Origin of the sequence: Paracoccus sp. ME4, assembly GCF_046736325.1 — a bacterium.
Lineage (GTDB): Bacteria > Pseudomonadota > Alphaproteobacteria > Rhodobacterales > Rhodobacteraceae > Paracoccus.
The window spans coordinates 455,583-477,740 of the sequence record NZ_CP151277.1 but is presented as its reverse complement, the minus strand read 5'-3'; the positions used below and the strand labels follow the sequence as shown (position 1 = coordinate 477,740).

General features: G+C 65.1%; 24 protein-coding genes. 7 read left to right on the top strand and 17 right to left on the bottom strand.

Annotated elements, in window-relative coordinates; all coding sequences use genetic code 11:
* Positions 1-96: 96 nt before the first annotated feature.
* The 8 genes from AACG61_RS18180 to AACG61_RS18145 all read right to left on the bottom strand — a co-directional run bounded on the left by AACG61_RS18180 (position 97) and on the right by AACG61_RS18145 (position 5,807).
* Positions 97-762, bottom strand: a complete 666-nt coding sequence (locus AACG61_RS18180) for an RES family NAD+ phosphorylase (RefSeq protein ID WP_411839774.1) — start codon at positions 760-762, stop codon at positions 97-99.
* Complete coding sequence (locus AACG61_RS18175) at positions 762-1,592, bottom strand: hypothetical protein (RefSeq protein ID WP_411839773.1); 831 nt, start codon at positions 1,590-1,592, stop codon at positions 762-764. The genes AACG61_RS18180 and AACG61_RS18175 overlap by 1 nt, the downstream gene beginning before the upstream one ends.
* Positions 1,593-1,740: 148 nt before the next feature.
* Positions 1,741-2,589 carry a hypothetical protein gene (locus tag AACG61_RS18170; RefSeq protein ID WP_411839772.1) on the bottom strand — a complete coding sequence of 283 codons (849 nt, stop codon included), beginning with the start codon at positions 2,587-2,589 and terminating at the stop codon, positions 1,741-1,743.
* Entirely contained in the window at positions 2,567-2,806 is a 240-nt protein-coding gene (locus AACG61_RS18165) for a helix-turn-helix domain-containing protein (RefSeq protein ID WP_411839771.1), read from the bottom strand. The genes AACG61_RS18170 and AACG61_RS18165 overlap by 23 nt, the downstream gene beginning before the upstream one ends.
* Positions 2,806-4,140 carry a TROVE domain-containing protein gene (locus AACG61_RS18160; RefSeq protein WP_411839770.1) on the bottom strand — a complete coding sequence of 445 codons (1,335 nt, stop codon included), beginning with the start codon at positions 4,138-4,140 and terminating at the stop codon, positions 2,806-2,808. The genes AACG61_RS18165 and AACG61_RS18160 overlap by 1 nt, the downstream gene beginning before the upstream one ends.
* A gap of 348 nt (positions 4,141-4,488) precedes the next feature.
* Complete coding sequence (locus AACG61_RS18155) at positions 4,489-4,902, bottom strand: hypothetical protein (protein WP_411839769.1); 414 nt, start codon at positions 4,900-4,902, stop codon at positions 4,489-4,491.
* Positions 4,903-4,921: 19 nt separating this feature from the next.
* Positions 4,922-5,248: a hypothetical protein gene (locus tag AACG61_RS18150; RefSeq protein ID WP_411839768.1), complete on the bottom strand. Its 327-nt coding sequence runs from the start codon at positions 5,246-5,248 to the stop codon at positions 4,922-4,924.
* A gap of 91 nt (positions 5,249-5,339) precedes the next feature.
* The gene (locus tag AACG61_RS18145; protein WP_411839766.1) at positions 5,340-5,807 is read right to left on the bottom strand and encodes a ribonuclease H; all 468 of its coding nucleotides are present in this window, start codon (positions 5,805-5,807) and stop codon (positions 5,340-5,342) included.
* A gap of 141 nt (positions 5,808-5,948) precedes the next feature.
* Here AACG61_RS18145 and AACG61_RS18140 point away from each other — a divergent pair, with 141 nt between their 5' ends.
* Positions 5,949-6,425, top strand: coding sequence for a hypothetical protein (locus AACG61_RS18140; RefSeq protein ID WP_411839765.1), 477 nt, complete (start codon positions 5,949-5,951; stop codon positions 6,423-6,425).
* 39 nt (positions 6,426-6,464) lie between these two features.
* Here AACG61_RS18140 and AACG61_RS18135 read toward each other — a convergent pair whose 3' ends face one another.
* The 4 genes from AACG61_RS18135 to AACG61_RS18120 form a co-directional block, all read right to left on the bottom strand.
* Positions 6,465-6,932, bottom strand: a complete 468-nt coding sequence (locus AACG61_RS18135; protein ID WP_411839764.1) for a hypothetical protein — start codon at positions 6,930-6,932, stop codon at positions 6,465-6,467.
* 169 nt (positions 6,933-7,101) lie between these two features.
* Positions 7,102-10,140: a hypothetical protein gene (locus AACG61_RS18130; RefSeq protein WP_411839763.1), complete on the bottom strand. Its 3,039-nt coding sequence runs from the start codon at positions 10,138-10,140 to the stop codon at positions 7,102-7,104.
* A 298-nt stretch (positions 10,141-10,438) separates the two neighbouring features.
* Positions 10,439-10,882 carry a hypothetical protein gene (locus AACG61_RS18125; protein ID WP_411839762.1) on the bottom strand — a complete coding sequence of 148 codons (444 nt, stop codon included), beginning with the start codon at positions 10,880-10,882 and terminating at the stop codon, positions 10,439-10,441.
* A gap of 12 nt (positions 10,883-10,894) precedes the next feature.
* Entirely contained in the window at positions 10,895-11,983 is a 1,089-nt protein-coding gene (locus AACG61_RS18120) for an ATP-grasp domain-containing protein (RefSeq protein WP_411839761.1), read from the bottom strand.
* 132 nt (positions 11,984-12,115) lie between these two features.
* Here AACG61_RS18120 and AACG61_RS18115 point away from each other — a divergent pair, with 132 nt between their 5' ends.
* Positions 12,116-13,183 carry a hypothetical protein gene (locus AACG61_RS18115; protein ID WP_411839760.1) on the top strand — a complete coding sequence of 356 codons (1,068 nt, stop codon included), beginning with the start codon at positions 12,116-12,118 and terminating at the stop codon, positions 13,181-13,183.
* Between the two features lie 7 nt (positions 13,184-13,190).
* Here the strand turns inward: AACG61_RS18115 and AACG61_RS18110 are convergent, their stop codons facing one another.
* Both AACG61_RS18110 and tnpA read right to left on the bottom strand, forming a co-directional pair.
* Entirely contained in the window at positions 13,191-13,883 is a 693-nt protein-coding gene (locus tag AACG61_RS18110; RefSeq protein WP_411839759.1) for a hypothetical protein, read from the bottom strand.
* 165 nt (positions 13,884-14,048) lie between these two features.
* Positions 14,049-14,453 (bottom strand): IS200/IS605 family transposase, encoded by a 405-nt coding sequence (gene tnpA, locus AACG61_RS18105; RefSeq protein ID WP_411839625.1) that lies wholly within the window; start codon positions 14,451-14,453, stop codon positions 14,049-14,051.
* 26 nt (positions 14,454-14,479) lie between these two features.
* Between tnpA and AACG61_RS18100 the strand changes: the two genes are divergently transcribed.
* Positions 14,480-15,769, top strand: a complete 1,290-nt coding sequence (locus AACG61_RS18100) for an RNA-guided endonuclease InsQ/TnpB family protein (RefSeq protein WP_411839758.1) — start codon at positions 14,480-14,482, stop codon at positions 15,767-15,769.
* Between the two features lie 60 nt (positions 15,770-15,829).
* A complete protein-coding gene (locus AACG61_RS18095) occupies positions 15,830-16,417 on the top strand; it encodes a hypothetical protein (protein ID WP_411839757.1) in 588 nt (195 codons plus the stop codon).
* Positions 16,418-16,426: 9 nt separating this feature from the next.
* Here the strand turns inward: AACG61_RS18095 and AACG61_RS18090 are convergent, their stop codons facing one another.
* A complete protein-coding gene (locus AACG61_RS18090; RefSeq protein WP_411839756.1) occupies positions 16,427-17,716 on the bottom strand; it encodes a type II toxin-antitoxin system HipA family toxin in 1,290 nt (429 codons plus the stop codon).
* A 14-nt stretch (positions 17,717-17,730) separates the two neighbouring features.
* Positions 17,731-18,084, bottom strand: coding sequence for a helix-turn-helix transcriptional regulator (locus AACG61_RS18085; RefSeq protein WP_411839755.1), 354 nt, complete (start codon positions 18,082-18,084; stop codon positions 17,731-17,733).
* A gap of 176 nt (positions 18,085-18,260) precedes the next feature.
* Between AACG61_RS18085 and AACG61_RS18080 the strand changes: the two genes are divergently transcribed.
* From AACG61_RS18080 to AACG61_RS18070, 3 genes are all read left to right on the top strand, one after another.
* Positions 18,261-19,097 carry a hypothetical protein gene (locus AACG61_RS18080; RefSeq protein ID WP_411839754.1) on the top strand — a complete coding sequence of 279 codons (837 nt, stop codon included), beginning with the start codon at positions 18,261-18,263 and terminating at the stop codon, positions 19,095-19,097.
* A 175-nt stretch (positions 19,098-19,272) separates the two neighbouring features.
* Positions 19,273-20,130, top strand: coding sequence for a flagellar motor stator protein MotA (motA, locus tag AACG61_RS18075; protein WP_411839753.1), 858 nt, complete (start codon positions 19,273-19,275; stop codon positions 20,128-20,130).
* The gene (locus AACG61_RS18070) at positions 20,130-20,561 is read left to right on the top strand and encodes a hypothetical protein (protein ID WP_411839752.1); all 432 of its coding nucleotides are present in this window, start codon (positions 20,130-20,132) and stop codon (positions 20,559-20,561) included. The genes motA and AACG61_RS18070 overlap by 1 nt, the downstream gene beginning before the upstream one ends.
* A 190-nt stretch (positions 20,562-20,751) precedes the next feature.
* Here AACG61_RS18070 and AACG61_RS18065 read toward each other — a convergent pair whose 3' ends face one another.
* Positions 20,752-22,098, bottom strand: coding sequence for a FliI/YscN family ATPase (locus AACG61_RS18065; RefSeq protein ID WP_411839751.1), 1,347 nt, complete (start codon positions 22,096-22,098; stop codon positions 20,752-20,754).
* Positions 22,099-22,158 lie beyond the last annotated feature (60 nt).

Below are 22,158 nucleotides of genomic sequence, written 5' to 3'. Positions count from 1 at the left end.
TCGGGGCTCCCGTAATCGCTGGGAACAGAATAGCGCGGATCGATGCGCATGTATATCTTTTTTCGCATTATTGACGAGTGAAATAGTCGTCCCGGTTCACAGGTCGACGTATTCGATACCGATCATCTGGCCGAAGGTGCGGATCTCGTCCTCCACGGCGGGGGCATGCACCGGCCTGGGTGAGGCGGCCATACCCAAGGCGGCTTGCAGGCGATCTCCGAACAGCACCATCGCGAAATCGGGACCACACTGGTAGGAGGTGTAGTAGATCCCTTCCGCCCAGGGCACATTGGCATGGATGGCCTCCGCCCAGGCCCGGGTCGCCGGGTAGTGCAGCGTGCCGCCGGTCAGAAGCGCGTTGCCGGTCAGGCCGACCGCGCGCTGGCCGACCGCGGTCAGATCGACCAGCCGCATATCCCGGAGGTTTCGGATCGTGGAATGAAGGTAGCTTTGATATGCGGATGGCGGCACGATGGTGAGCGCGCCGGGATCAAGCATCGCATCCGGAGCGCGCAGGATGATCTCGCTGCACGCGCAACGGAAGGACTGGGCAGCATAGATGGTCGGGATGATCTGCCCCCCCGCATCGCGGATCGGCGAGAAGCGCGCGTTTCCGTGATGCGTCCCGTTGAACTGGCAGGGGCCGTAGTTCTGGTGATGGATGCGATGAAGTTCCAGGCCGGCCAGAACGGTCATCTCCATAGGCGCCCGAAAGTGGTCCGGGTCGGGATCCGGCAGATCGATCGCAATGGTCGAGGGCATCAGCCATGCACCTCGGGCAAGGTCGCGCGCCGGAAGGCATCGAGGATTTCCTCGTCCGCATGGCCGAAAAGCTCCGCGGGCGCCCGCCCGAAATCGGCATGCTTGCGGGTCAACCAGTAGCTGAGGCGGATGTTGCTCCAGCCCTCCGGGCGGTGGCGGTTGATCTCGGCGATCACCGGATGGATGCGGCCGTTCTCGACGTCGAACTGGAAAAGCGGGTAGAAGGGCCGGCTGTCGCGATCGATGCGGATGAGACCGCCCCGGTCCTCGATGCGCTTGAGCGTGGCGGAGGGGTTGGATTTCGAAAGGCGCAAAAGCTCGCAGGCCTGTGACCGGTTGGCCATGTCCAGGCCCGCGAGGAACCGCTCCTGAACCCGAACCCTGTTCAATGCCGTCTTGACCGCGAGGTTCTTACCCGAAGGCAGATCGTCCCGGATCATCCGGCGGTAGTTTTCGGCAAGCAGGGCCACTTCTCTGGAAATGACCGTTTCCGCCAGATCGGCGATGTCGTGGATTGTGGTAGTCATGCCTTCCATCAACCGATCAGAGTTCTGGAGATGCATCTCCAGGTAAGATGTGACTGCATCTCCCTCGGAGGCGTGGAGCTTCACCAAGACGGTTTCGTTAGAACCGGTCACACGCCGCCCGGCAGCTGCTGCCAGGAGACTGGCGGAACTGTATAGGATGACGAGGAGCGTCCCGGTTTCCGTGGCGCGTGCCTCGAATGTTTCGCTCCGGAAGACGTTGCGCAACCCTCGCATATCGTCGTTCACGGAAATCTCCGACACGATGGAGTCGAGGTCTTTTTCGGTTTGCAGCAATAGCCTCATCTTGCGCTACCTCTGATATGAGGAGTGTCATACCTATCAGACATAGCACGAATGCCACGGCATTCAAGCGTGCGCCCCCTTGGCGGGCAAAACGGATCCGTGCCGTGCCGACAACTATGGAAGGGGGCGGCCGCCGCCCCCTTTCACATCACGAGGCGGCCGCGCCGGTCATCGCCCGGTTGGCCAGCTGTGCCCGCATGGACATGGCCTGCTGGCGATAGAGCGGGTTGAGCGGCTTCACCCGGGACGGGCTCGGCGGATCGCCCAGGAACTGAGAGCTGATGTCCCGGTTGCCGCCGCTTGGATGTGGCATCCAGGCCAGATAGCGGGAATGATCGAACCCCGGCATCAGCGACAGGGCATGCATGACCATCTGGTTGGCCGCATCGCCAAGCGGCGCGATCAGGCAGTCGTCGGCAAGCTCCCGCAGCTCCGGAACCAGGACCTCCTCGATCACCCGCCGGAATTCGGGCACCTTCAGCGGCTTCGGGCTGGCGCCGGTGTAGTTCACCATCTTGCCGGCATCTTTGCCACGGCCCTCGACGAAGATGGGCCAGCGCAGGGCGGAGGAGAAGTGGACCAGCCCGTTATGCACGCCCCAGAGCGAGGATGTGCTGGCGATCCCGAGATGGCGGTTCATCCCGACCTCGTCGAGGCACCGCACGAGCGTCGCACGCATGCCGCCCGAGAAGGAGCCGGTCGCCTTGCCGAGCACGTCCGCCTGCGCATGATCCAGCCCCTCCTGGCGCGCCCGCCGGTAGCGGCGCAGCGAGGTGCCCATCTGCTCCCGACCCGGCGTGATGCCGATGATGGCCAGGCGCGCCGTGCGATTGACATGTCCGAACGGGGCCCAGGCCATCTGGAACGGAAGGCGTCCCGCAGCGCCGCTCAGGATCTCCAGGCGATCCGGACGACGGATTTCCCGCTCCAGCAGGGTTTCATCCATCGTGGCAACAATGTCGCCGAAGTCACTCTCATTCATCATGATTTCCTCCAAGTGCAATCTCCGGGACTCCGTATCTCTCCATGTAGAGAAGCAGAAGCGAGGCATGCCGCGGCATCGGCACCGAACCGTTGAGCCAGCGCGTGACCGCGGAGCGGTCATAGCCCATGCGCTCCGCCATCCGACTCTGCCAGCCGGCGCCGTCTCCGAACAATGAAACCCCGATGCGACGGATCGCATCGGGGGAGAGTGGGCGTGTGGGGATGGCCATCAGCCCTCCCCTTCGAGGCGCTCCGCCTCATGGATGAAGCGCAGCACGTTCTCGGAGAACCCGTCGATATGGGTCCAAGCCCCGTATCCGACCCCGTTCTTCGCGCTGGCCACATTGATCATGTAGGCCCGCTTCACCACCGGATCCGGCACCGCCGCGTTGGCCTGCTCGTCGGTAATGACGATGAGCCGGTCATGCGCCATCAGGTTGACCTTCTGGACCGCCTCGCGGAGGTTCGTGCCGCGGTGGGACTGCGACCGGATGATCGCGTCGACCCCGGCCATGCCCCGGCGTGCCGGAACCTCGACCAGGTCCTGCGAGAAGCTGAAGACCCGCAGGTCACCGTGGATGACCGCGCCCAGGGTCGCGGCCGCATCCATCCGGGTGAGATCGGACTTGTGCGACAGCGGATAGGTCATCGACCCGGACACGTCGACCATCACGATGGTGCGCCCCTCGAGGCGCGGCATCTGATGGATCACCTCGCACAGCGCCTCGTCGAGCGGGGCCTCCATGCGCGGGCAGGCCCGGGCCGCCGCGGTGAAGCGGAACGGCAGGACGTTGCCTGCACCCTTGCGGGCGAGGATCGCGTCACGGATCAGCCCCTCGTCGACGCCGGCATCCACCATGTTGCGAAGGTTCCGCAGCAGGGCCAGATAGCCGAGCCGACCCTCGGTGATGAGCCGGGTGAAGGTTTCCGCCTTGTCGGCGCCGCCGGAGAGCGCGACCTCCCAGGTGTCCGGGCTCTCGAGCGTGCCGTCCACCAGCCGCCCCCAAGCCTCCGCCTTGGCGGCATCCGCGGTCTTCGGATGGGTCAGGAACATCACGTCACGCAGGCGGATCGCCCCGTCACGATTGTATTTGCCGAGCTGGTAGGCATCGAATTTCTCGAACGCACGCGCCAGGCCCTTCTTCATCTGCGCCGGGATGACCTTCTTCAGACGGTCCGGCCCCACCCCGTTGAGGGCGGCATGGATCGCCAGCAGCTCGCCCAACTCGTCCGGACGGGAGATGACCTGCTCGATCGTGTCGGCGACAAGGGTCTGGCCGGCGCCGCGGCGCGACAGCACGGACAGGAGCAGAAGCGGCATATGCCGCAGCTTCATGTCGTGGCGCAGCTCGACCGCCAGCGCGGCCAGGTCCTCGATCGGCACCGCCGCGGAGGCCTCGACGACGCGATCCGCGATGGACTTGCCGTCCTCGTAGAATTCCTTTTCCCACAGGAAGGCCGAGCACACCGAACGGCGCAGCTGCTGCATCGGGGTGATGCGCTTGGCCGGGGCTCCCTCGTGGGAGAAGATCTTCGGCATCGATTGTGCGGTATTCAGGCGCATCTTGCGGTCTCCTTGCGTATTCTCTTCCGCGACGACCGGATGCATGGACAGGATGGCGAGGGATCAGGCGACCCCGCCACGGAAGTTGCTCTACCAGCTGAGCTACACCCCCATAAGATGGCGGGGGCGGTCGGATTCGAACCGACGACCTACTGCTTTACATGCGAAGTAAGCGAAATCTACGCCACTCGCCATCCTGTGTTGCACCCCGGGATCAAGCGGAAACGGTTTTGGTTCTCAAACGAAGGAACCGTCTCCTACGCCACGGGATAAGGATGTTCTAACGGGTCTTGTTGCGTAGCGCAACAAAAAAATGCTGCGCTGCGCTTTTTTTCGCATATACCTGCGCTACATGGGCGAAGGCGCGCTGTCGGGCTCGACCGGAACCACCTTCACGGTGATCCAGCTCTCCATGCCCACCCCATCATGGTCCTCGGCGAAGACGAGCCCGATGTCGTTACTGGCCGCCCAGGCCTGGAGGCCCTCGAAGAGATCGATGTCGCCTGCCTTTCCGGCCTGGCACTCGCGCAGCCAACGCTGCTTGTCGTAGTCCTTGATCCGCATGGTCGGCACGAGGCCGGCCTCGATCTTCCCCGTGACCGTCTCACGGATGTTCTCGATGACCACCGCGCGGCCCACGCGGACCCGCTCGATCTCCTCGCGGCGCTTTGCATCCGCGAGATCTTCGGCGCGGACCTTCGCGACGCGTGCGGCCTCGAGGGTGACGGCCAGCTTCTTTCCAAGACTCATCTGCTTCTCCATTTTCACATTCCGGCGGCATTCATGCGTCGGAATGGTGCTCCATTTGCGTGTTCGACGTGACCTCATGCGCCGCCTTGCGGGCGGCAAGGGCCGCCTGGAGATCCCTGCCCCAGGCACTGCGCTTCTCGCGCGCAGCCTTCACGCGCGCCTTTGCCTCGCGCGCCTCCTCGAGCCCCTTCGGGGTTGGCGCGTAGATGCCGAAGGGTCGTCCGCCCATGATGGACATGCGGCTCTGGAGCCGGACCCAGCCCTTCTTGCGGATCTCGCGGAATGCCGGACGCAGCCAGCTTTCGGCCGGCTCCGAGCGCGCACACGCTTCGCCGTCCTCGTCGACCAGGCCGGCCATCAGGATGTCGCGGTATGTCGCGTCCGGCGGGAGCCTGCGGCCGACCAGCGTTTCCGATGGGCCTGGATTGCGCGCAGGCATTTTCCCGCCCTCAGGCCAGCACGGTGGGCGCGGCGGCGCGCGCCAGAACGTCGACCCGCTCGTTGCCCGGATCGCCCGCATGCCCCTTGACCCATTCGAGGCGGATCCGGATGCCGGCGGCGCGGACCGAGGCCTCGAGGCCATCCGCCCGCTGCCAGAGCTCCTTGTTCAGCACCGGATCGCCATTTGCCTTGCGCCAGTTGCGCCTCTTCCAGCCGTCGATCCAGGAGGTGATGCCGTCGATCACGTAGCGGCTGTCGGAGCGGATCAGCGCGGTCTCGCCAGAACGGGCATTGGCCAGAAGCCACTCGAGGGCCCGGCAGAAGGCGGTCAGCTCCATGATGTTGTTCGTCGTCGCGGTATCGCCGCCGAAGGACTCTTCCTCCCCCATGGGGCCGCGCACATGAATGGCCCAGCCGCCCGGTCCCGGATTGCCGAGACAGCTGCCGTCCGTGTGAATGGTGTAGATTTCGGTCATGGGGCGCGCTCCTCGGTGCTGTCGTCTGAGAATAACCGGATCCGTCGTCAACGACAAACCAAATCGTAATATTTTTTCGCATTGTCCCGAAATGATACATCATCTATATTCATCTCAGGGTCGCAACGAGAGGATACGGTCATGGCAAACTGGTATGGGCAATCGCGCAGCAACTATGTGAAGCTCGACCCTGTGAAGAAGGATCTGCTGGCCGACATCTTCCCTGTGAAGATCATCGAGAAGCACGACGAGCCGGGCCTCTATGCCATGTTCTCCGACACCGAGTTCGGAGAGCTTCCCAGCGCCAGGACGGTATACGCGCCGAAAATGGCCGCGCTCGGCATCGACGTGGGCGCTCTTCTCCCCGAAGAATCCGCCGAGGACCTGCTGGACGAGGAAATCGAATACGAACTCGACGACGGTCTCGAGTTGCTTGATGTGGTCCATCTGGCCATGATCGACGAGCCGGACAACGTCCTGGTCTGGATGGAGATCGGATCCGAGAAATCGAAATACCTGAGCGGCATGTCCATCGCCATCGCCCCCGACGGCACGGTGCTGAAGCGCATCAGCCTGAACGATATCTACGAGGAGGGCTGGAGCCGGGCCGAATACTGATCAGGGCAAGGCGGACGCGCCGAGGCGCGGCCCCGCCGATCATTTCGTCGGCAGCGCCATTTCGTTGGCGACGATATCGCGGACCGCTTCCACGACCTGCGCGCAGAGCGCCAGGTCGTCCTTTGCGAGCTGATCGTTATCGAGCATCATCCCGGTCATCGTGTAGTTGTTCTGCAGCCGGTCACGGTAGATGTCCCTGAAGCGCCTCGCCTCCGCGTCGGAGTTGCGAAACTCCGCCTCGAAGTCCTTCTGCGGCAAGCCCCTTTCACGGGTCTGATAGGCCCGCAGGATCGTCGTTCCGATCACCAGCGTGGTCGAGGCGTCCCGATACTGCTCGACAAGCTCGGCAGGCAGGTTCTCTCCTCCATAGGACAGGATGCCGTCGAACATCCCCGCACACCGCACCGAGCTGTAGGCGGAGACGTGGAGGTAATCATCGATCCCCTCCATGGTGTCCTCGATCGACCGCAGTTCCTGGGACCACGCGGGCGTCGAGATCAGAGCCACCGCCAAAAATATTCGTCGCATCGCCCACCCTACATTGATCCGCGGCTTTCACTGTAGGGGCGGGATCGGTTCGCGCAAGCGTTGCATGCGAAGCTTTCGAAGCATGCCGGGGACGGGATTGGGGCCCGGCATGCTGCCGGGCCCGACGGAGATCGTGCGGCGTCGCGCATCAGTTTGCGTCCACCGTCGCCTTGGTCTTGGGATCTTCCGTCTCCGGGTAGATCACTTCGACATGGGTCATATCCTCGACCAAACGCACTAGCGCCGCGGTTTCCATTGGGGAGCCGCGCCATGTTTCCTGGAGATCCGTCACGACACTGATGCGCTCTTCCTCCTCATAGGCCCTGTCCACCATGTCGATGCTCTCCAGCGGATCGAGCCTGACCCTCGGCAGTCGAGGCAGAAGTTCCTGCCGCCTGGTCGTCATCAGGGCCGAGAGCTTGTCGCTGAGCCGCGTCTCGCCGATGAAGCAGAAGGTCAGGGAGAAGCGACCCAGCAGCTCCTTCTGCTCGGCGGCGCTGCTGCGCTTCAGCAGCGCGCTGATACCGGGCATCCTGACGTTCCAGATGCCATAGGGGGAGGCCATCACGGTCGCCTTCTCGGTTCCGATCATGTTCCGGCTTTCCCGCACCTTCACGAGATCGAGCGCGGTAGTCACCGGAATGTTGTCGGTGTCACGCCTCGGCGTCCGCATGGAAACCGGCTCGCCGCTCTGCGTCTTGAACCATGCGATCCCGCAGCTGATCATGCGGGCCGTGAGCGCCACGGGCTTTGCCGAGCTGGCCTTGATGCCGTTGATCTTGATGCCCACGGCGAATGCCCGCTCGTCCCAGCGCCCCTTCTGCGCCGGGGGCACATGTTCCGGCATCAGCGAGACAAAGGCCTCATCACCCTTCAGAAAGGCCGAGAAGGTCTCGGGATGCGTTGCGTTGCTGATCGTGATCTCGCAGACGGACTCCCAGCTGAGCTGGTCCTGGCGATGCATGGCGATATCGTGGACCAGCCTGCTGAACTCGCTCTCGAGATTGTCTCCCCGGGTCGTCTGCAGGTGCATGGGCCTGGGCCTGAGGGCCAGATACTCGAAGGCCTTGTTGGCGGCCTGCAGATGTCCCATCAGCCGCTTTCCGACCTCGAGGTCAAGCCAGAGCGCCGCCTCGTAGGCGTCAATTGTTGAATCGATCAGCGCCGCACCCTCACGATCCACCAGATCGTCCGCCTGCTCCTGAGCCTTCACCATCCCCGCTCTCGTTGCGGCCGTCTCGACGACGATCTGGTCATGCTCGATGAGCAGGCTGTTACGGGTCTCCGTCAGGGAGAAGAAGCGATCCATCCGTCGCTTCAGCTCCTCCGTCGCCCCCATCCCCCGATAGGGCTCGATCATCTTGTTGAAGTCTTCCCGCGTCATTCCCACCCGGACATGATCCTGGGGCGGGGTGAGCGCATCACCCCCCAGCAGTTCCTTCAGCTTCTGCGCGTTCTTGGCAAGATCCTGGGCTCCCTTGGCATAGCCGTCCAGCCGCGTCTTCAGCCCCCCGGCCTTCTTGATCTCCGCCTCGTAGGTGGCCTTTCGCGTCTCGTCCCTGTCTATGTAGGCGAGGATCTCGCTGCCGGCCGCGATCGCACCCGCCGCGGCCGAACCGGCAGAGATGACCGTCACGGCGACCGTTGCCACGACGATCACGACGTTCAGAAAGTCGGCGCATGGGTTTTTGCGGGCAACCTCCTCGAGGAAGGCCTTATTCGCCTCGTTCACCTCCTGCCAGACGACATGAAAGCTGGACGAGAGTTGGTCGACAGTATCAACGACAACCTGTCGTCTTGCAGCAAGTTCGGCCAGTCGTGTATTGCCCTCGGAACGCATCACCGCCGCCTGGCCGGTGACTTCCTTGATCGCCAGGCTCACCGCCGCCTCAGTTCGAGTGTCCTCTTTCAGCGGCTCGATATAGGCGAGGCCACGCCACCGGCTTTCGAGCGATATCCTTAGACTTTCCATGAGAACCGGCAGCGGGGTTAGCGGAACTTCTTGACCACGGGTGCCCTCGGGCGGTGAGCCGGTAGAGATGCGATGCATGAGCGCGGATGCCCGGTTGCCGATCTCAACGACCGCGGGATTCTTGCTGCCGAGGCAGGCCACGAAGACGAACCCGGCGATATTCGAGGCGCTGAGCATCTCGTCCTGGGTGTCCATGTCCGAGGCCGTGGCCGTGGCACGGATATGGAGCATCTCCGCTTCGAGCATCAGGAGGCGCAGGCCGCGCAGGGGCACTTCCGCGCCGTGTGCGGATAGATCGCCGGTCTCCAGGACCCCGTCCTGTCCGGCCTTGCCGGCTACGGGCGGCGCCGTGATCGCCTTGGATGGCGCCCCGGCCGTGCCATTCGGCTTTCTTCTTCCGGTTTTGCGGCAACTCTGATAGCATCTCAAGACTTCAGGCGTGCCCGGCAAATCCTGTGCTGCATCTGATGTCACAGCAGATGCAGCAAGTGTGGCAGGTGATGTTGCAGAGGGCCTATCGCATATAGTGTAGCATTCCCATTCCACTCCCCCTTTCCCCGCCGCCCCTGGTTTTCCGGCATTTCCATGGCTGACCGCCGGAACGACAGGGCCGCCCATGACGGAACTCTTTATGGTTTCACCCCCCTGATTCACGAACAGCTTGATGACACCGCCATTACCGGAATCCCGTGACGCACCCGCTGCGCCAATAGGGCCTGCAGGCCCTCCATCGCCCCCCGTCTTATTATCAACATTGTCTGGATTTGGAGGAGTGCCGGACGCCGCATTGCCGCCGGGCTGACCCCTGCCGCCCTTGCCGCCATTCGAGGAAAGGCTGAGGGCGCCTTCAACACGCATCGCCACCAGGGTGATCGTGCCGCCGGGCTTGCCGACATCACGACCGTTCTCGCCGTTTGGCGCAGGGGACTTTGCATTGACGGGCGTGGGTTTCGGCGTCGAGGGAGCGTCCAGCCCGTTCGTGCCGCTGACATTGAGGATGGCGGCATCACCTCCAAGGACATGACGCGCGACGAGCATGACATCGCCCATGGGCACGGTGATGGGGGCGTTGAAATGGAAGCGGTCCGCCATGATCCGGAGTTTCTTCCTGGACCCGATATAGGGTGAGATGTCCGATGCGGACAATTCTATGCCGGAAACCTCAAGTAAATCAGGATTATCGTAGATGACGATTTTATCGGTGATTTTGATCATTCAAATTCCCCCCGAATCGATTTGACGATGGGCTATACATATCACAGTGAATCCAGACTAACGAAGATATGCAGCGCCGGGTGCAGTAAATGTCTTGCCCAGGATCTCAATCAGCTGCTCTGAATGCAATATCACCACTCTGAGATATTAAGATCATTCATAATAAAAAGCCGCAATAGTCAATATCGAGAGTCATGTATGCCGTAATTCATCACGCAGAAACCAGGTTCGAACGGAAAAAGTCCGCCCTGTCTTCGCGGTCTCGCAGACAGGCATCGGTCCTCGTTGCGATGAACGCTCAGCCAGGCGACGGTGCGTCCGTGCCACAAGCTCCGAGAAGCTCTTCCAGCCCCGCATCGATATCGCCGTCGATCAGGACCGGAACGACATCCATCCCCATGAACTCCGCCGCGGCCAGGCGGTGATTGCCGTCGAGAAACCTCCAGCCCGCCGGCGGAATGCCCATTCCGGGCAGACCGGCGCTGAAGACGATCGGATCTGCCCAGCCCTCGCGACAGAGCCATGCGATCCGCGCGGCATGGCGCATGGGATCTGCGATGCGGCACGCAATCGGCTCCGGGCCGAGCACATCTCCGGATGCAAGACAGATCCGCACCATCTCCTCGGTCAGACCCACGCCCCACGGGTCGTCATGCAACGCACTGCCGAAGCCCACCAGCGCCTTCACGGGGACGATGGCGACGACCAGATCTTCCTCTGCGGCGGCCCGGCCGTCCGTCATGCCGCTCGCCTCCTACGGCACTGGCTCCATCGCAGGTTCCGCGCGCCGGATCATGTCCTCGACGAGGGCATTGGCGATCGCCACCGGGTCGTTCGCGTAGAGCCCCGCTCCCACGATCGGGTTCAGTTCGATCAGGACAGACGCGCCGTCCGGCCCGATGGCCGCATCGAGCACGAAGTTCCGCAGCTCCGGCTCCTCGGCGACGATCATGGCAGCCGCCTCCCTGGCGAAGGCGACGAGGCGCTCGGCCACCCCCTCGTCCCGGACCCGCTCTCCTTCGTTCCGACCAAGCTCGAAGACCGGCGGCAGGATGCCCTGCCCGGCTTCCCGGTCGAGCGGCGTGTGCTCCTCGATGCAGCCCGCGCCGCTGACCACCTCGCCGCCAGCCACGAAGAAGCGGGTCTCGTGCGTCATCGGGATGACCTCCTGGATCAGGACATTGTCCCGGTCACCCGAGATCCGCTCGAGATCGAACTCGTATTTGCCCAGCACCATCGAGTAAAGGCTCCGCGCATCCGCGTCGGCCGGAACCTCGAACAGCCGGTTATGCGTGTGTTTGACCGGTCGGGTCACCTTCACGAGGCAGGATCGCCCCCTGAACTCCGCCATGCCGTCGATGATCGAGAGGCCGGCGCCGCTGCGGGCCATCGCATCGCGGTATCCGGACATGCTTTCCGGATCGGGGCTGATGATGCAGTCGGTCAGCACGGTCCTGCGTCCGGATAGCGTCTCGAATGCGGCCAGCTCCGCATAGCGTTCCGACAGGACCCGGTCACGCGGCTCCGCGCAGCCCTCCAGGCAGCCGCCGCCATGCCGGATGAGGATCTCCGGGCAGGAGGCGCCAGGAAGGCGCACGATGTCGTCCGGGTTCTCTTCCATACTGAAGACGCGGATCGGCTGTGTCAGATGAAGCACCACCTCGTAGCCCGTCTCGATGACGGCCTTCGCCAGGGCCGCGGCCTCCGTCCATTCCTCCTGGTCGGCACGCGGGTGCGGCTCCGGGGTGCGGATACCGAGCCCCTCCACCCAGGCCTTGAGTGCGGGATCGGCGCGCTCGGGAAGCCGGAACAGGTTTCGAAACGGATGGAGGTGAATGGCCATGGGGATCTCCTGTCATGCATGCGAAACATTATCCCACCCGAACGGAAAATGCACAGTCGATATGCGAATAACGGAATCTGTTTTTCGCGAACACGCGCTACGCTTGCCCTGAAGAGGAAGAAGGCAGCAGCGATGACCGACAAACCGCTCGTGCATGAACAGACGATCGCCGAATATCTCGGCCAGGCCTCCGTGGTCGGGATGCCGTCCGATCATGGTGCGGCCTCCTTCGAACATGTGCGGAAGCGGTATGCCGAGTTCTCGGAATGGGAGCGCATCGAAACGCCGGACCGCCCGGATCTCGATCTGCGTCGGAAGGGCAAATATGCCAACGTCGCCCTCGATGCCGACACCGGTGAACTGCTTGGCGGCTACACCACCAGGGGTCCCTACACGGTCCCGGCCCATCGCGGTCGCGGCATATGCTCAGAGATCCACTACCATCTCGACCTGGCAGGCCTCCGGGCCGACGCGGCGGCCTATACGATGTCCGGGATGATGACGCGTGCGGCCACGCATCGCCTTCATGTCGAGCGCGCCCTCCGGAGGGGCCTGAACGTGCCGGACCGGGTCCTGGCGGACTACCGCATCGACGCCGGTGGGGAGGTTCGGCTGCGCGAACCGATGACCGCCGAGAGGCACGGCGCCAACGCCAAGGCCCTGCGCCGCCTGGAGGCGGAGCGGATCATCTCGGAGGAGGCGGTCGGCTACACGGCCGTCTTCCGGTGCCCGGAGGACCTTGGCGATGCGGATTTCGTCAGCTATTCGGCCGGCTATGACGGTTTCGCGCTCGCGATCGGCTTGATGCGGGAGTTCGGCGCGGAGATCCGTGCGACGCTCGTGGAGGGCAGGGCCTACACCCAAGCCATCATCAACGACGATCTGATCGACAGCCACGGCATCCGACCGGTCGATCTGTGCCTCGAGGACCTGTGGCGCCGGGGCGAATTCCGCCGGATAAGCGGGCTTTTCCCGGTGAACCCCCCATCCGCACCGAAAGCCTCGGAGGTCCGGATCTTCGCGAGCGAAGCCGAGCTGCTGGACTGGCTGCGCCCCGGAGACCCGTTCGGTCATGCCCGCGGCTCCGTGGGCTTCAGTGAGCTGCTGGTCGAGGAGGCCATGGCCAGCAGGCCGGGACGTGCGGCATGCCAGGCGCTCGAGGATATCCTCGAGCAGAAATACATCTCGATGACCGCGTGATGCGACGCTATTCCCTGTCGAGGATCCAGCGACGCGTCGAGCCGAGCCCGCCGACCGCGAGGAAGATGAATCCCGTCGCGATCCAGAACGGGATCACCCCGACAGCCCAGAAGCTGATCAGCACCGCCGGCACCGTGTAGCCGGCGACCAGCCCCAGCACCAGGGGCGCTGTGAGACTGCGAAGCCAGGGAATGACGCAGAGCGCGATGAGTGCCGGGTAGACGAAGAGCCCGCGGGTGCTCTCATACCACATGATGAAGGCTGTCTGGATCTGCCTGCCCCAGGCATCCTCGGTGAACTGCGATACCCCCTCGATGTCGAGCGGCATGATCGCGCGATGAAAGACGTGAAGCGAGGGAAGCGGGCCGATCCCGGTCAGGTAGGATGCGCCGGTCGCCGCCGACAGGTGCTCCCGCATCTCAGGCCAGAGCGCCAGCAGGGACAGCCCGCCCAGGCCGATGCCCATCGCCATCATGATGCCTCCGGGCCGATCATAGCCCCGGATGGCCCAACGGGCCTGGATCGAGGCATGGCGCAGGAACAGGTAGAAGACGAACGCCAGCAGCGCATAGAGGATCAGGACCACATAGGCGCCGCCACCGATCCGCATGATCTCGAGGAGGGATAGTAGACTGGAGTGCGGCATGGGCTGAAACAGGATCAAGATCCATTCGAAGATATCGGGCATCATCGCCTCCACGAGCGCACCATGAGCGCGTGTTCAAATATTTTTCGCATTGTCGCATATTCCAAACGCAATGGCGAGATGCTATGCCTCCTGGTGCGAGGCCGATGACCAAATTCGTCGCGACAAGCCCCTTCCAAGCTGCCGCATTGGTGGGGGAGCCGGAGGCGAGCGACGTCTTCAGTCCGGGCGCGCCTGCGCCCGGACGTAATCCTTGACCGTCTCCAGGCTGGCCCCGCCGCAACTGGTGACGAAGTAGCTGGGCGACCAGAGCGCCGGGCCGATCCGGCGCAGCGTCGGGAAGTCCCGCCGAAGGGTGCGGGAGATGTTCGTCTTGACCGCATTGGCCAGATCCGACACCGGCACGGAGGGCGGCAGCCGCAGCAGCAGGTGGATGTGGTCCGCCTCCGCCCCGAACTCGACCAGCGCGCCGCCGCGCGCCGCGCAGCGGGCCCGCGCCAAGGCCTCGGCCACCTCCAGCATCGGCCCGGTCAGAACCGGCCGGCGGCGCGTCGTCACCAGAACCATGTGGTAGCTGAGGCTGAACACGCAGTTTGCAGTATGGGAATATTCTTGCAATCTCATGCCAGAACCAATACCATTTTCGCATAATGCCCACAACCCGCACCATCAGCTTCCGCCTCTACCCCTCCAGGGCGCAGATCGCGCTCCTGGAGGCGAAGCATCGCATGCTGCGCGATCTGTGGAACGCCGCGCTCGAGGAGCGCATCGGCGCCTGGGCGCGGGGCGTGCGCATCGGCCGGTCCGATCAGGAGAAGAGCCTGCCGGCGATCCGCGCGGATGTGGGCGGATGGCGCGGCCTCGTCCACACCCATGAGGCGCAGCTGGTGCTCAAGCGGCTGGACCTGGCCTTCCAGGCCTTCTTCCGCCGCCTGGCCGCCGGCCAGCGCCCGGGCTTCCCGCGCTTCAGGAGCGCGGACCGCTTCCGCGGCTGGGGCTACAAGGAGCACGGCAACGGGTTCAGGGTCGAGATGCGCGAGGGCTGGCGCCATGGCCGGGTGCGGCTCTTCGGGGTGGGCGAGATGCGCATGCGCGGCCTGGCCCGCACGCCGGGCCGGATCCTCAAGGCGGATGTCGTCCGGGACGTGCGCGGCTGGCAGCTGAGCGTCGTGGTCGAGACGGATTGCGCGGTGCGCGCGCCGGCCACCGGCCCGGCGATCGGTCTCGACTGGGGCGTGGCGGAGTTCGCGACCATCGCGCAGGAGACGGAGGCCGGACCCCGCTTCGAGGCGGTGGCGAACCCGCGCCACCTGGATGCGGAGACGGAGGCGCTGCGCGAGCGGCAGCGCGGCCTCTCGGCGCTGGCCCGGTCGCGCAAGGTCAGCCGGGGCGCGCTGAGGAAGCGGCGCCGGGCTCTGGCCCGCCGGCACGCCAAGGTGGCCGCGCGGCGCAAGGACTTCCTGCATCAGCTGACCGCCCGCATCGCGGGCCGGCACCGGCTGATCGCGACCGAGACGCTCACCGTGCGGAACATGACCGCCTCGGCGCGCGGCACGCTCGAGGCGCCGGGCCGCAACGTGGCCCAGAAGGCCGGGCTGAACAGATCGATCCTGGACGCGGCCCCGGCCGCGTTCCTGAACATGCTCCGATACAAAGCGGCAGAGGCTGGTTCGGAGTTTCTCGAGGCGGACACGAGACGGCTGAAGCCGTCGCAGCGCTGTCCGGACTGCGGTGCGGTCCGGAAGAAGGCGCTGTCGGTCCGCCGGCATGACTGCGACGCCTGCGGGTGCAGCCATGGCCGCGACGAGGCGGCCGCGCTCACCCTGCTGCGTTGGGGGCTGGCCGAGGTGGCGGCGCGCATTGATGCGCCCGACCTCGGCCCGCCTGGCAACGGTCACCCGGCCGGGACGGTCGGGGTCTCAGACGCGCAAGCGGCCTGAGACCGAAACCCCCTCCAAGCTACGGCATTGGTGGGGGAGGTTCATACTGGGAAAACCGTGATGGATCAGGATTGCCGAAAAGAATTCCTTATGCGCCTCCTGCCCCGGCTGCGCTTCGTCGATCTCGAGGCCTGCGACGGCGGCAAGGATGCCTGGCCGATCGAGATCGGAATTGCGGCCTTCCGTGGCTATCGGGACCTGGAGACGACCTCCTGGTCGAGCCGCATCCGGCCCGATCCCTCCTGGCCGGAGGACAGATGGTCGACATACGCCGAACGGGTTCACTGCATCTCGCGGCCCGAACTCGATGGAGCGCCCACGGCCAGAGACGTGTCCATTCGGGTGCGCGAGCTGCTGGGCATCCAGGGCCTCGTCCTGGTCTCCGACAGCCCCGGCAATGACCAGCCTTGGCTGGACCGCCTGATGGACCTCTCCGGCGGTCCGCTGGAGAACCGGATCTCGAGCGTGCCCGGCGCGCTGGGATCCCTGATCCCGCAGGGCGGCACCAAGCTTCTGCGGGAGGCGCTCAGGTCCCTCGAGCCCCCCACGCACCGGGCCGCGGAAGACGCATCGCGCCTCGCGCGCGGGCTCCTGTGCGCGTTCGTCGCGCCGGAACCCGAGCAGGAGCCGGCCGGGCCCCACCCATAGGTCGGGCCTTCAGGGGCGGGCTGCGACGCGATCGGACGGATCTTCCGGATCGACCTGCCGACCCGCCTCGCTGAACGAGTTCCGCATCATCGAGACATCCTGCTCCGAGCTTCCGCGAGCCCTCATGACCCGCTCCCAGTTCGCCTCGACCATCGACGACAGCTCGTTGGCGATCGATACGGCCTGGTCGCGCTGCAGCCCCAGAGCCGCACCCCCGGCCACCGCATTCTCCAGGCGCGCCTCACGGCCGTCCCCGGCGCGTCCCAGATGGAGGAACATCGAGCGACTGGCGCTCACCTGGAGCGATGGGGTGACGTCATAGAGCGGGCTCATCTCGTAGCGGCCGCGGTCGTTGAGCAGGAAGGCATGGTTGCGGTAGTGGTCATCCGTGTTTCCGACCAGCACGTTCATCACCATGCGGCGGTAGATCGCCTCTCCCGCATCGCCCACCCCGTATCTGCGCATGGCGTCGTTGATGTCCGCATAGCCTGATGCTGCCCGGTCGAGCTCATGCGCGCCCAGCATGGTCAGCGAAGAGACCATGTGGCGACGATGAAGCTTGCCATCCCCGTCATGGAAGCGGTCGAACCGTTCCAGGAGCAGGGTGTCGTGGCCGCCGAGGCTGACCACCCGCCTCGCCACCGTGTCGATCCCGGCCATCTCGCACAGGTCGAGGCTTCCGGCCTCGGCTGCGGCCATATTGATGCGGTCTCCGTTCCGGCCGAACTTGGCGAGCCAGGGCTGCCCGTCGATCATCACGGTGCCCTTCGGGCGTGCCCCGCCCAGATCCGCGCCCGGCGCGATGTAGTCGAGAAGGTGCTCGGGCAGTTCGCGGTCCTCGGGATGATCGACGAGGGCCTGGAATTCCTCCAGATCGCCCAGGGAGGGGCAGAAGTCCGGAAGCGCGAAGGGCAGGACGCGGCCCGGACCGCGGGGATCCGCGCCGAAGCGCAGCCCCCCGATGCGGGTGCCGCTCTGGGAGGCGAGAAGAAACTCAGCCTCAGAGGCCGGCCGTCCCAGACGGCGAAGCACGTATTTGTCGATCAGCGAGCGACCCCAGGCATCTGGCGCCGCATCGCGGATGGCGTTGAAGAGCGGGAAATCCGCGGGAGCGGTAACGACGCCGGTCTCCAGCGGAAGCTGGACCGGGTCGATCGCCACCGCGTCCGGACGGTCGAGGTAGCGAGCCCCATAGGCGAATTCGCACTTCGAGAACCGGCCGTCCTCGGTGATCCGCAGCCTTCCGGCCGGCACCATGTCGCCGCCAAGCTCGATGAAGACGATGGCCTCGTTCTGCATTCCGAAATCCTCCCTCAGAAATCAAGATCGCCCATGGGGCCCTGGGCTGACGTCGCGGCCCGCACGCGTTCCGGGAGGCCCAGCCGGGCCTCCCGCTGGAAGACCGGGTCGCGGTCCGGCGAGAACATCTCGAGGATCCCGCGCTCCAGCCCCATCGTCCAGGCCGCAAGCGCATAGGAGCCGAAGTTCACCCGTGGGTCCCCCTTCTCCATCGAGACCACCGTCTTGCGCGAGATGTGGAGACGATCCGCGAGATCAGCCTGAGACATGTCCCGGACCTTCCTGGCCGCGGCCAGGTCGGAGCCGAGCTGCCGCAGCACCGGCACAAGTGCGTCCGGGAACGAGTTGGTGATGCGACGGTCTTCCATTATGTCCCACACAGGTTACTTTATGAGGCTTAATGTAACCTGTGTGGGACAATTCTCAAGGGACGACCCTCGGAAAACTTCGGATTACCGTCTGGCACGGCAGCGTGTTAGCGACTGGACGCCTTGCCTGATCCGCCAATGCAATATATGTTTTCGCAAATTCAATCGGAGGCCGCATGTCGGGCAAGGTGCGCATCGCTAGATTTTCCATGGCCGAGCATGCGGCGCTCCTGCCGGCGGATTGGCCTGAAGGCGTCGATCTGGCGCTTCGGATCGAGGGGGATGAGCGTCGCCTGATCGGCGTTCACCGCGACGAGACGCCGGAGGAATGCCACCGTCGCATCGCCCATGCGGAAAAGCGCCCTCCCCGCCACTACATCCTGACGCCGGCGGAGGAAACGGAAGCCCTCTTTCCTGTCCTGGTGGAATCCATGGCGGAAACGCCGGACCTTCTCGATCTCGGGCTCGAGTTCGAGATGAACTACGACTTCATCCTCAGCGAAGGCCTGGACGAGGCCTACATGAACCATGGCGCCGCGCAGGCGGACCCGCGGGTCTCTGACGGCAAGTTCATCCCCATTCTCTCGAACGAGCGCCTCCGCGACGTGTCCGATGGCGCGCTTGCCGTCCTGCCGGAGGGCGCGGCGGAGCTTGCCTTCCCGAACGGTCTCGGGACCGTAGAAATCGGGTCGGAACATGTCTTCCAGAGCATCGACGGCACGATCACCCGCGTGGACATGAGCGGGCTGGACGATCGCGACGTGGTGCCCTCGCTGATGCGGTTGCCGCCCGGAAGCCTGGCCTTCGCGCCGGGCCGCAGTCGGATGGCCTCGCGCGGCCGGTTCCTCTTCATCTACCTCGATCCTTGGGGCGTCCCCGCCGGGCCGCCGGCTGCCGGCGCCGGCCCGGATCACCGGAAGGCCAAGCGCCGCCTTGCGCCCTGGAACGCGACCGTCTGCCTGGTCACGGGCGGGCTCATCGGGATCCTGGCAGCCCTTGTCGGAGGGTTGTAGATCCGGTTGTCCACAAAAATCGCCATCCGTCATTCCTGAGCGGGCCCGGCCGAAGGTAGCGGACGCCCGCGCCAGGTTGCCTGATCGGACCGATCCGGACTATCATGCATCCGGTTTTTCGCAATCCCGTCCTGGGAGCAGAGAAGCCCGAAAACATGAAAAGGTTACCTGCGACATGATTGTAATCCTCGGGCTCGTCCTGGTCATCGTTCTGGCATTCGGGGGTTACGTCTTCTCCGGCGGAAGCATGGAGGTGATGATGCATGCGCTGCCCTTCGAGCTGACCATGGTCATGGGCATGGCCCTGCTCGCCTTCCTGGTGGCCAACCCGTTCTCGGTCGTGAAAGGGTCTGCCAGGTCGTTCCTCCGGGCGGTCAAGGGCCCCCAATGGAAACCGACCGACTACACGGATCTGCTGGCCCTGCTCTACGAGCTGGCCCGCGAATACAAGCGCGGCGGCCCCGGCGCCCTCGAGCCCCACATCGAGCAATACCAGAGCTCGGCCATCTTCAATCGCCATCCCCGCATCAAGGAGAACCACGAGGCGGCCGAACTGATCGTGGACACGTTCCGCCTCGTGATGATGCAGATGGACGATCCGATGGAAGCGGAGGACATCATCAACCGCAAGATCGAGGCCCATCACGAGCATTCCCATGCCCCGGCTCATGCCCTTGCCGGGATGTCGGACGGCCTGCCGGCCATCGGGATCGTCGCGGCGGTGCTGGGCGTCATCAAGACGATGGGGTCGATCGACAAGCCGCCGGAGATCCTTGGCGGCATGATCGGCGGCGCGCTGGTCGGCACGTTCCTGGGCGTATTCATCGCCTACTGCATGGTCGCGCCGCTCTCGGCCCGCATCACCCAGATCGAGGGGCAGGACGGCACCTTCGGCCATGTCATCCGCGACGTGCTGGTCGCAATCCTGAAGGGGCATCCGCCGCCGGTCTGCGTGGAGATCGGGCGCGGGAACATCCCGCCCGATTTCCGCCCCGGATTCGATCAGGTCGAGAGCCAGATCAAGGCTCTCTGATGGGCAGCCGCACCAGATCCCTGGCCATCATGACGGCGCTGCGGCGCCGTCAGCTCGATGAGGAGGTGGCGCGACTGACCGGTCTGAGCGGGATGCGCGCGAACAATCTTCTCCAGCAGGAGGGCAACATGGATGCCCGTGCCCGCATGGGACGGGTGACCGAGCTTGCCGTCCTGCCTTACCTGTCCTCCCACGCGGTCGCCCTCTCCCGGCACATGGATGTGCTGCGCGCGGACCAGGCGGTCATCGATCGCGAGATCGAGGCCCAGAAGGGCCGGGTCGAGGCGGCTTGGAGGAAAGGGCGCGTCATGGATTCCCTGACCGAGAAGGCGCGGGCGGAAATGGCGGAGAAGGGCGCGGCTGCGCAGCAGGCCCTGATCGATGAGCTGGTCCTGATCGGGCACGCGCGCGGGCGGGCTCTGCGCGCGTGAAGCAAGAAGAGGGGGCGTCGCCCCTCTTCTTGCTGCTCCCTCTTGGGTTCCGTGAGTGATCACCCGGCGCGCGGCCGAATGCGGAGCGCCCAATGTTTTGGTTGCGCCCCTGTCGCAGTGCCCTGCGGCCCGCGCCGGGTAGACCAGTCAGGGGCGCTTGTAAACGATCGGAAGGGTGTTTCGTGCCGTGCTACACCCGCGGCAGGTCGAACCCGCAATCCAGGAGAATCCCGTAGAGATTGGCGAAGGTGACCATCGATCCGTGGGTCTCGCCGATCGGCTGCGCCAGGAACTCCTGCTCGCGGGAGGCAAGCCGGATCGCCCGGTCCACCTCGGGGTCGCTCCCGGCCTGATAGGCGCCGATGCGGATCAGCTCGTCCATGTCCGCCTGGCGGGCCATGGCGCGGCGCGCCGCGGTCATGATCATGTTCTCCGCCTCGTTGTGGCAGTGGGGCAGCATTCGCGAGATCGACTTCTGGATGTTGATGGCCGGATATCGGCCCTGCTCCGCGATCTTGCGGTCGAGGAAGATGTGACCATCCAGGATGCCGCGGACGGTATCGGCGATCGGCTCATTCGTGTCGTCGCCGTCGACCAGCACGGTGTAGATCGCCGTGATGTCGCCCTGGCCGCACCGGTCGGAGCCGGGCCCCGACCGCTCGAGGAGCTTCGGCAGCTCCAGGAAAACGGTGGGCGTGTAGCCCTTCTGGGTGGGCGGCTCCCCGGCCGAGAGGCCGATCTCGCGCTGCGCCATCGCGAAACGGGTCACGCTGTCGAGCATGAGGAGCACATGCAGCCCCTGGTCGCGGAAATACTCTGCCACCGCGGTCGCGGTCCAGGCGGCCTGGCGGCGCGTCAGCGAGGGCTGGTCCGAGGTCGCGACCACAAGGACGCTGCGCGACATGCCTTCAGGGCCCAGATCACGCTGGATGAAGCTCTGCACCTCGCGGCCGCGCTCGCCGATCAGGCCGATCACGATGACATCCGCGTCGGCATGCCGGGCCAGCATGGACATCAGGGTGGACTTCCCCACCCCGGAGCCCGCGAAGATGCCGAGGCGCTGGCCGCGGCACAGCGGCACGAAGACGTCGAGTGCGCGCACGCCGGTCTCGAGCTTCTCGCCGACCTCGCGCCGCTCCATCGCGTCGGGCGGGCTGGCCAGATAGGGATAATCCTGCGGCCCGACCGCGAGGGACCGACCGTCCAGGGGATTGCCGAAGGCATCGACGACCCGGCCGATCCAGCCCAGATCCGGGCGGATGGCCGGAGCGCGCATCACCAGCTCGACCCGGTCGCCCGCCGCGATCCCGGCCCAGCTTCCGTAGGGCACGATGGTTGCGGCGCCCTCGTGGAGGCCCACGATCTCGCCCCGCACCCGGTCCGCGACGATGACCTGGTTGCCGATACGGGCCTCCTGGCCGAGCCCGGCGGCCCTCAGCTCCATGCCGCTGATCGTGCTGACGCTGGCATGGATGCGCAGCGCACTCGCTTCGGCGATGAGGGATGGCAGATGGCTGAGACCGGTCGTGAGGGTCATGGAAAACTTTCGGCAAGGGATGGGCCGACAATAAGCCGGATCGCGGTTGGCAACAAGATG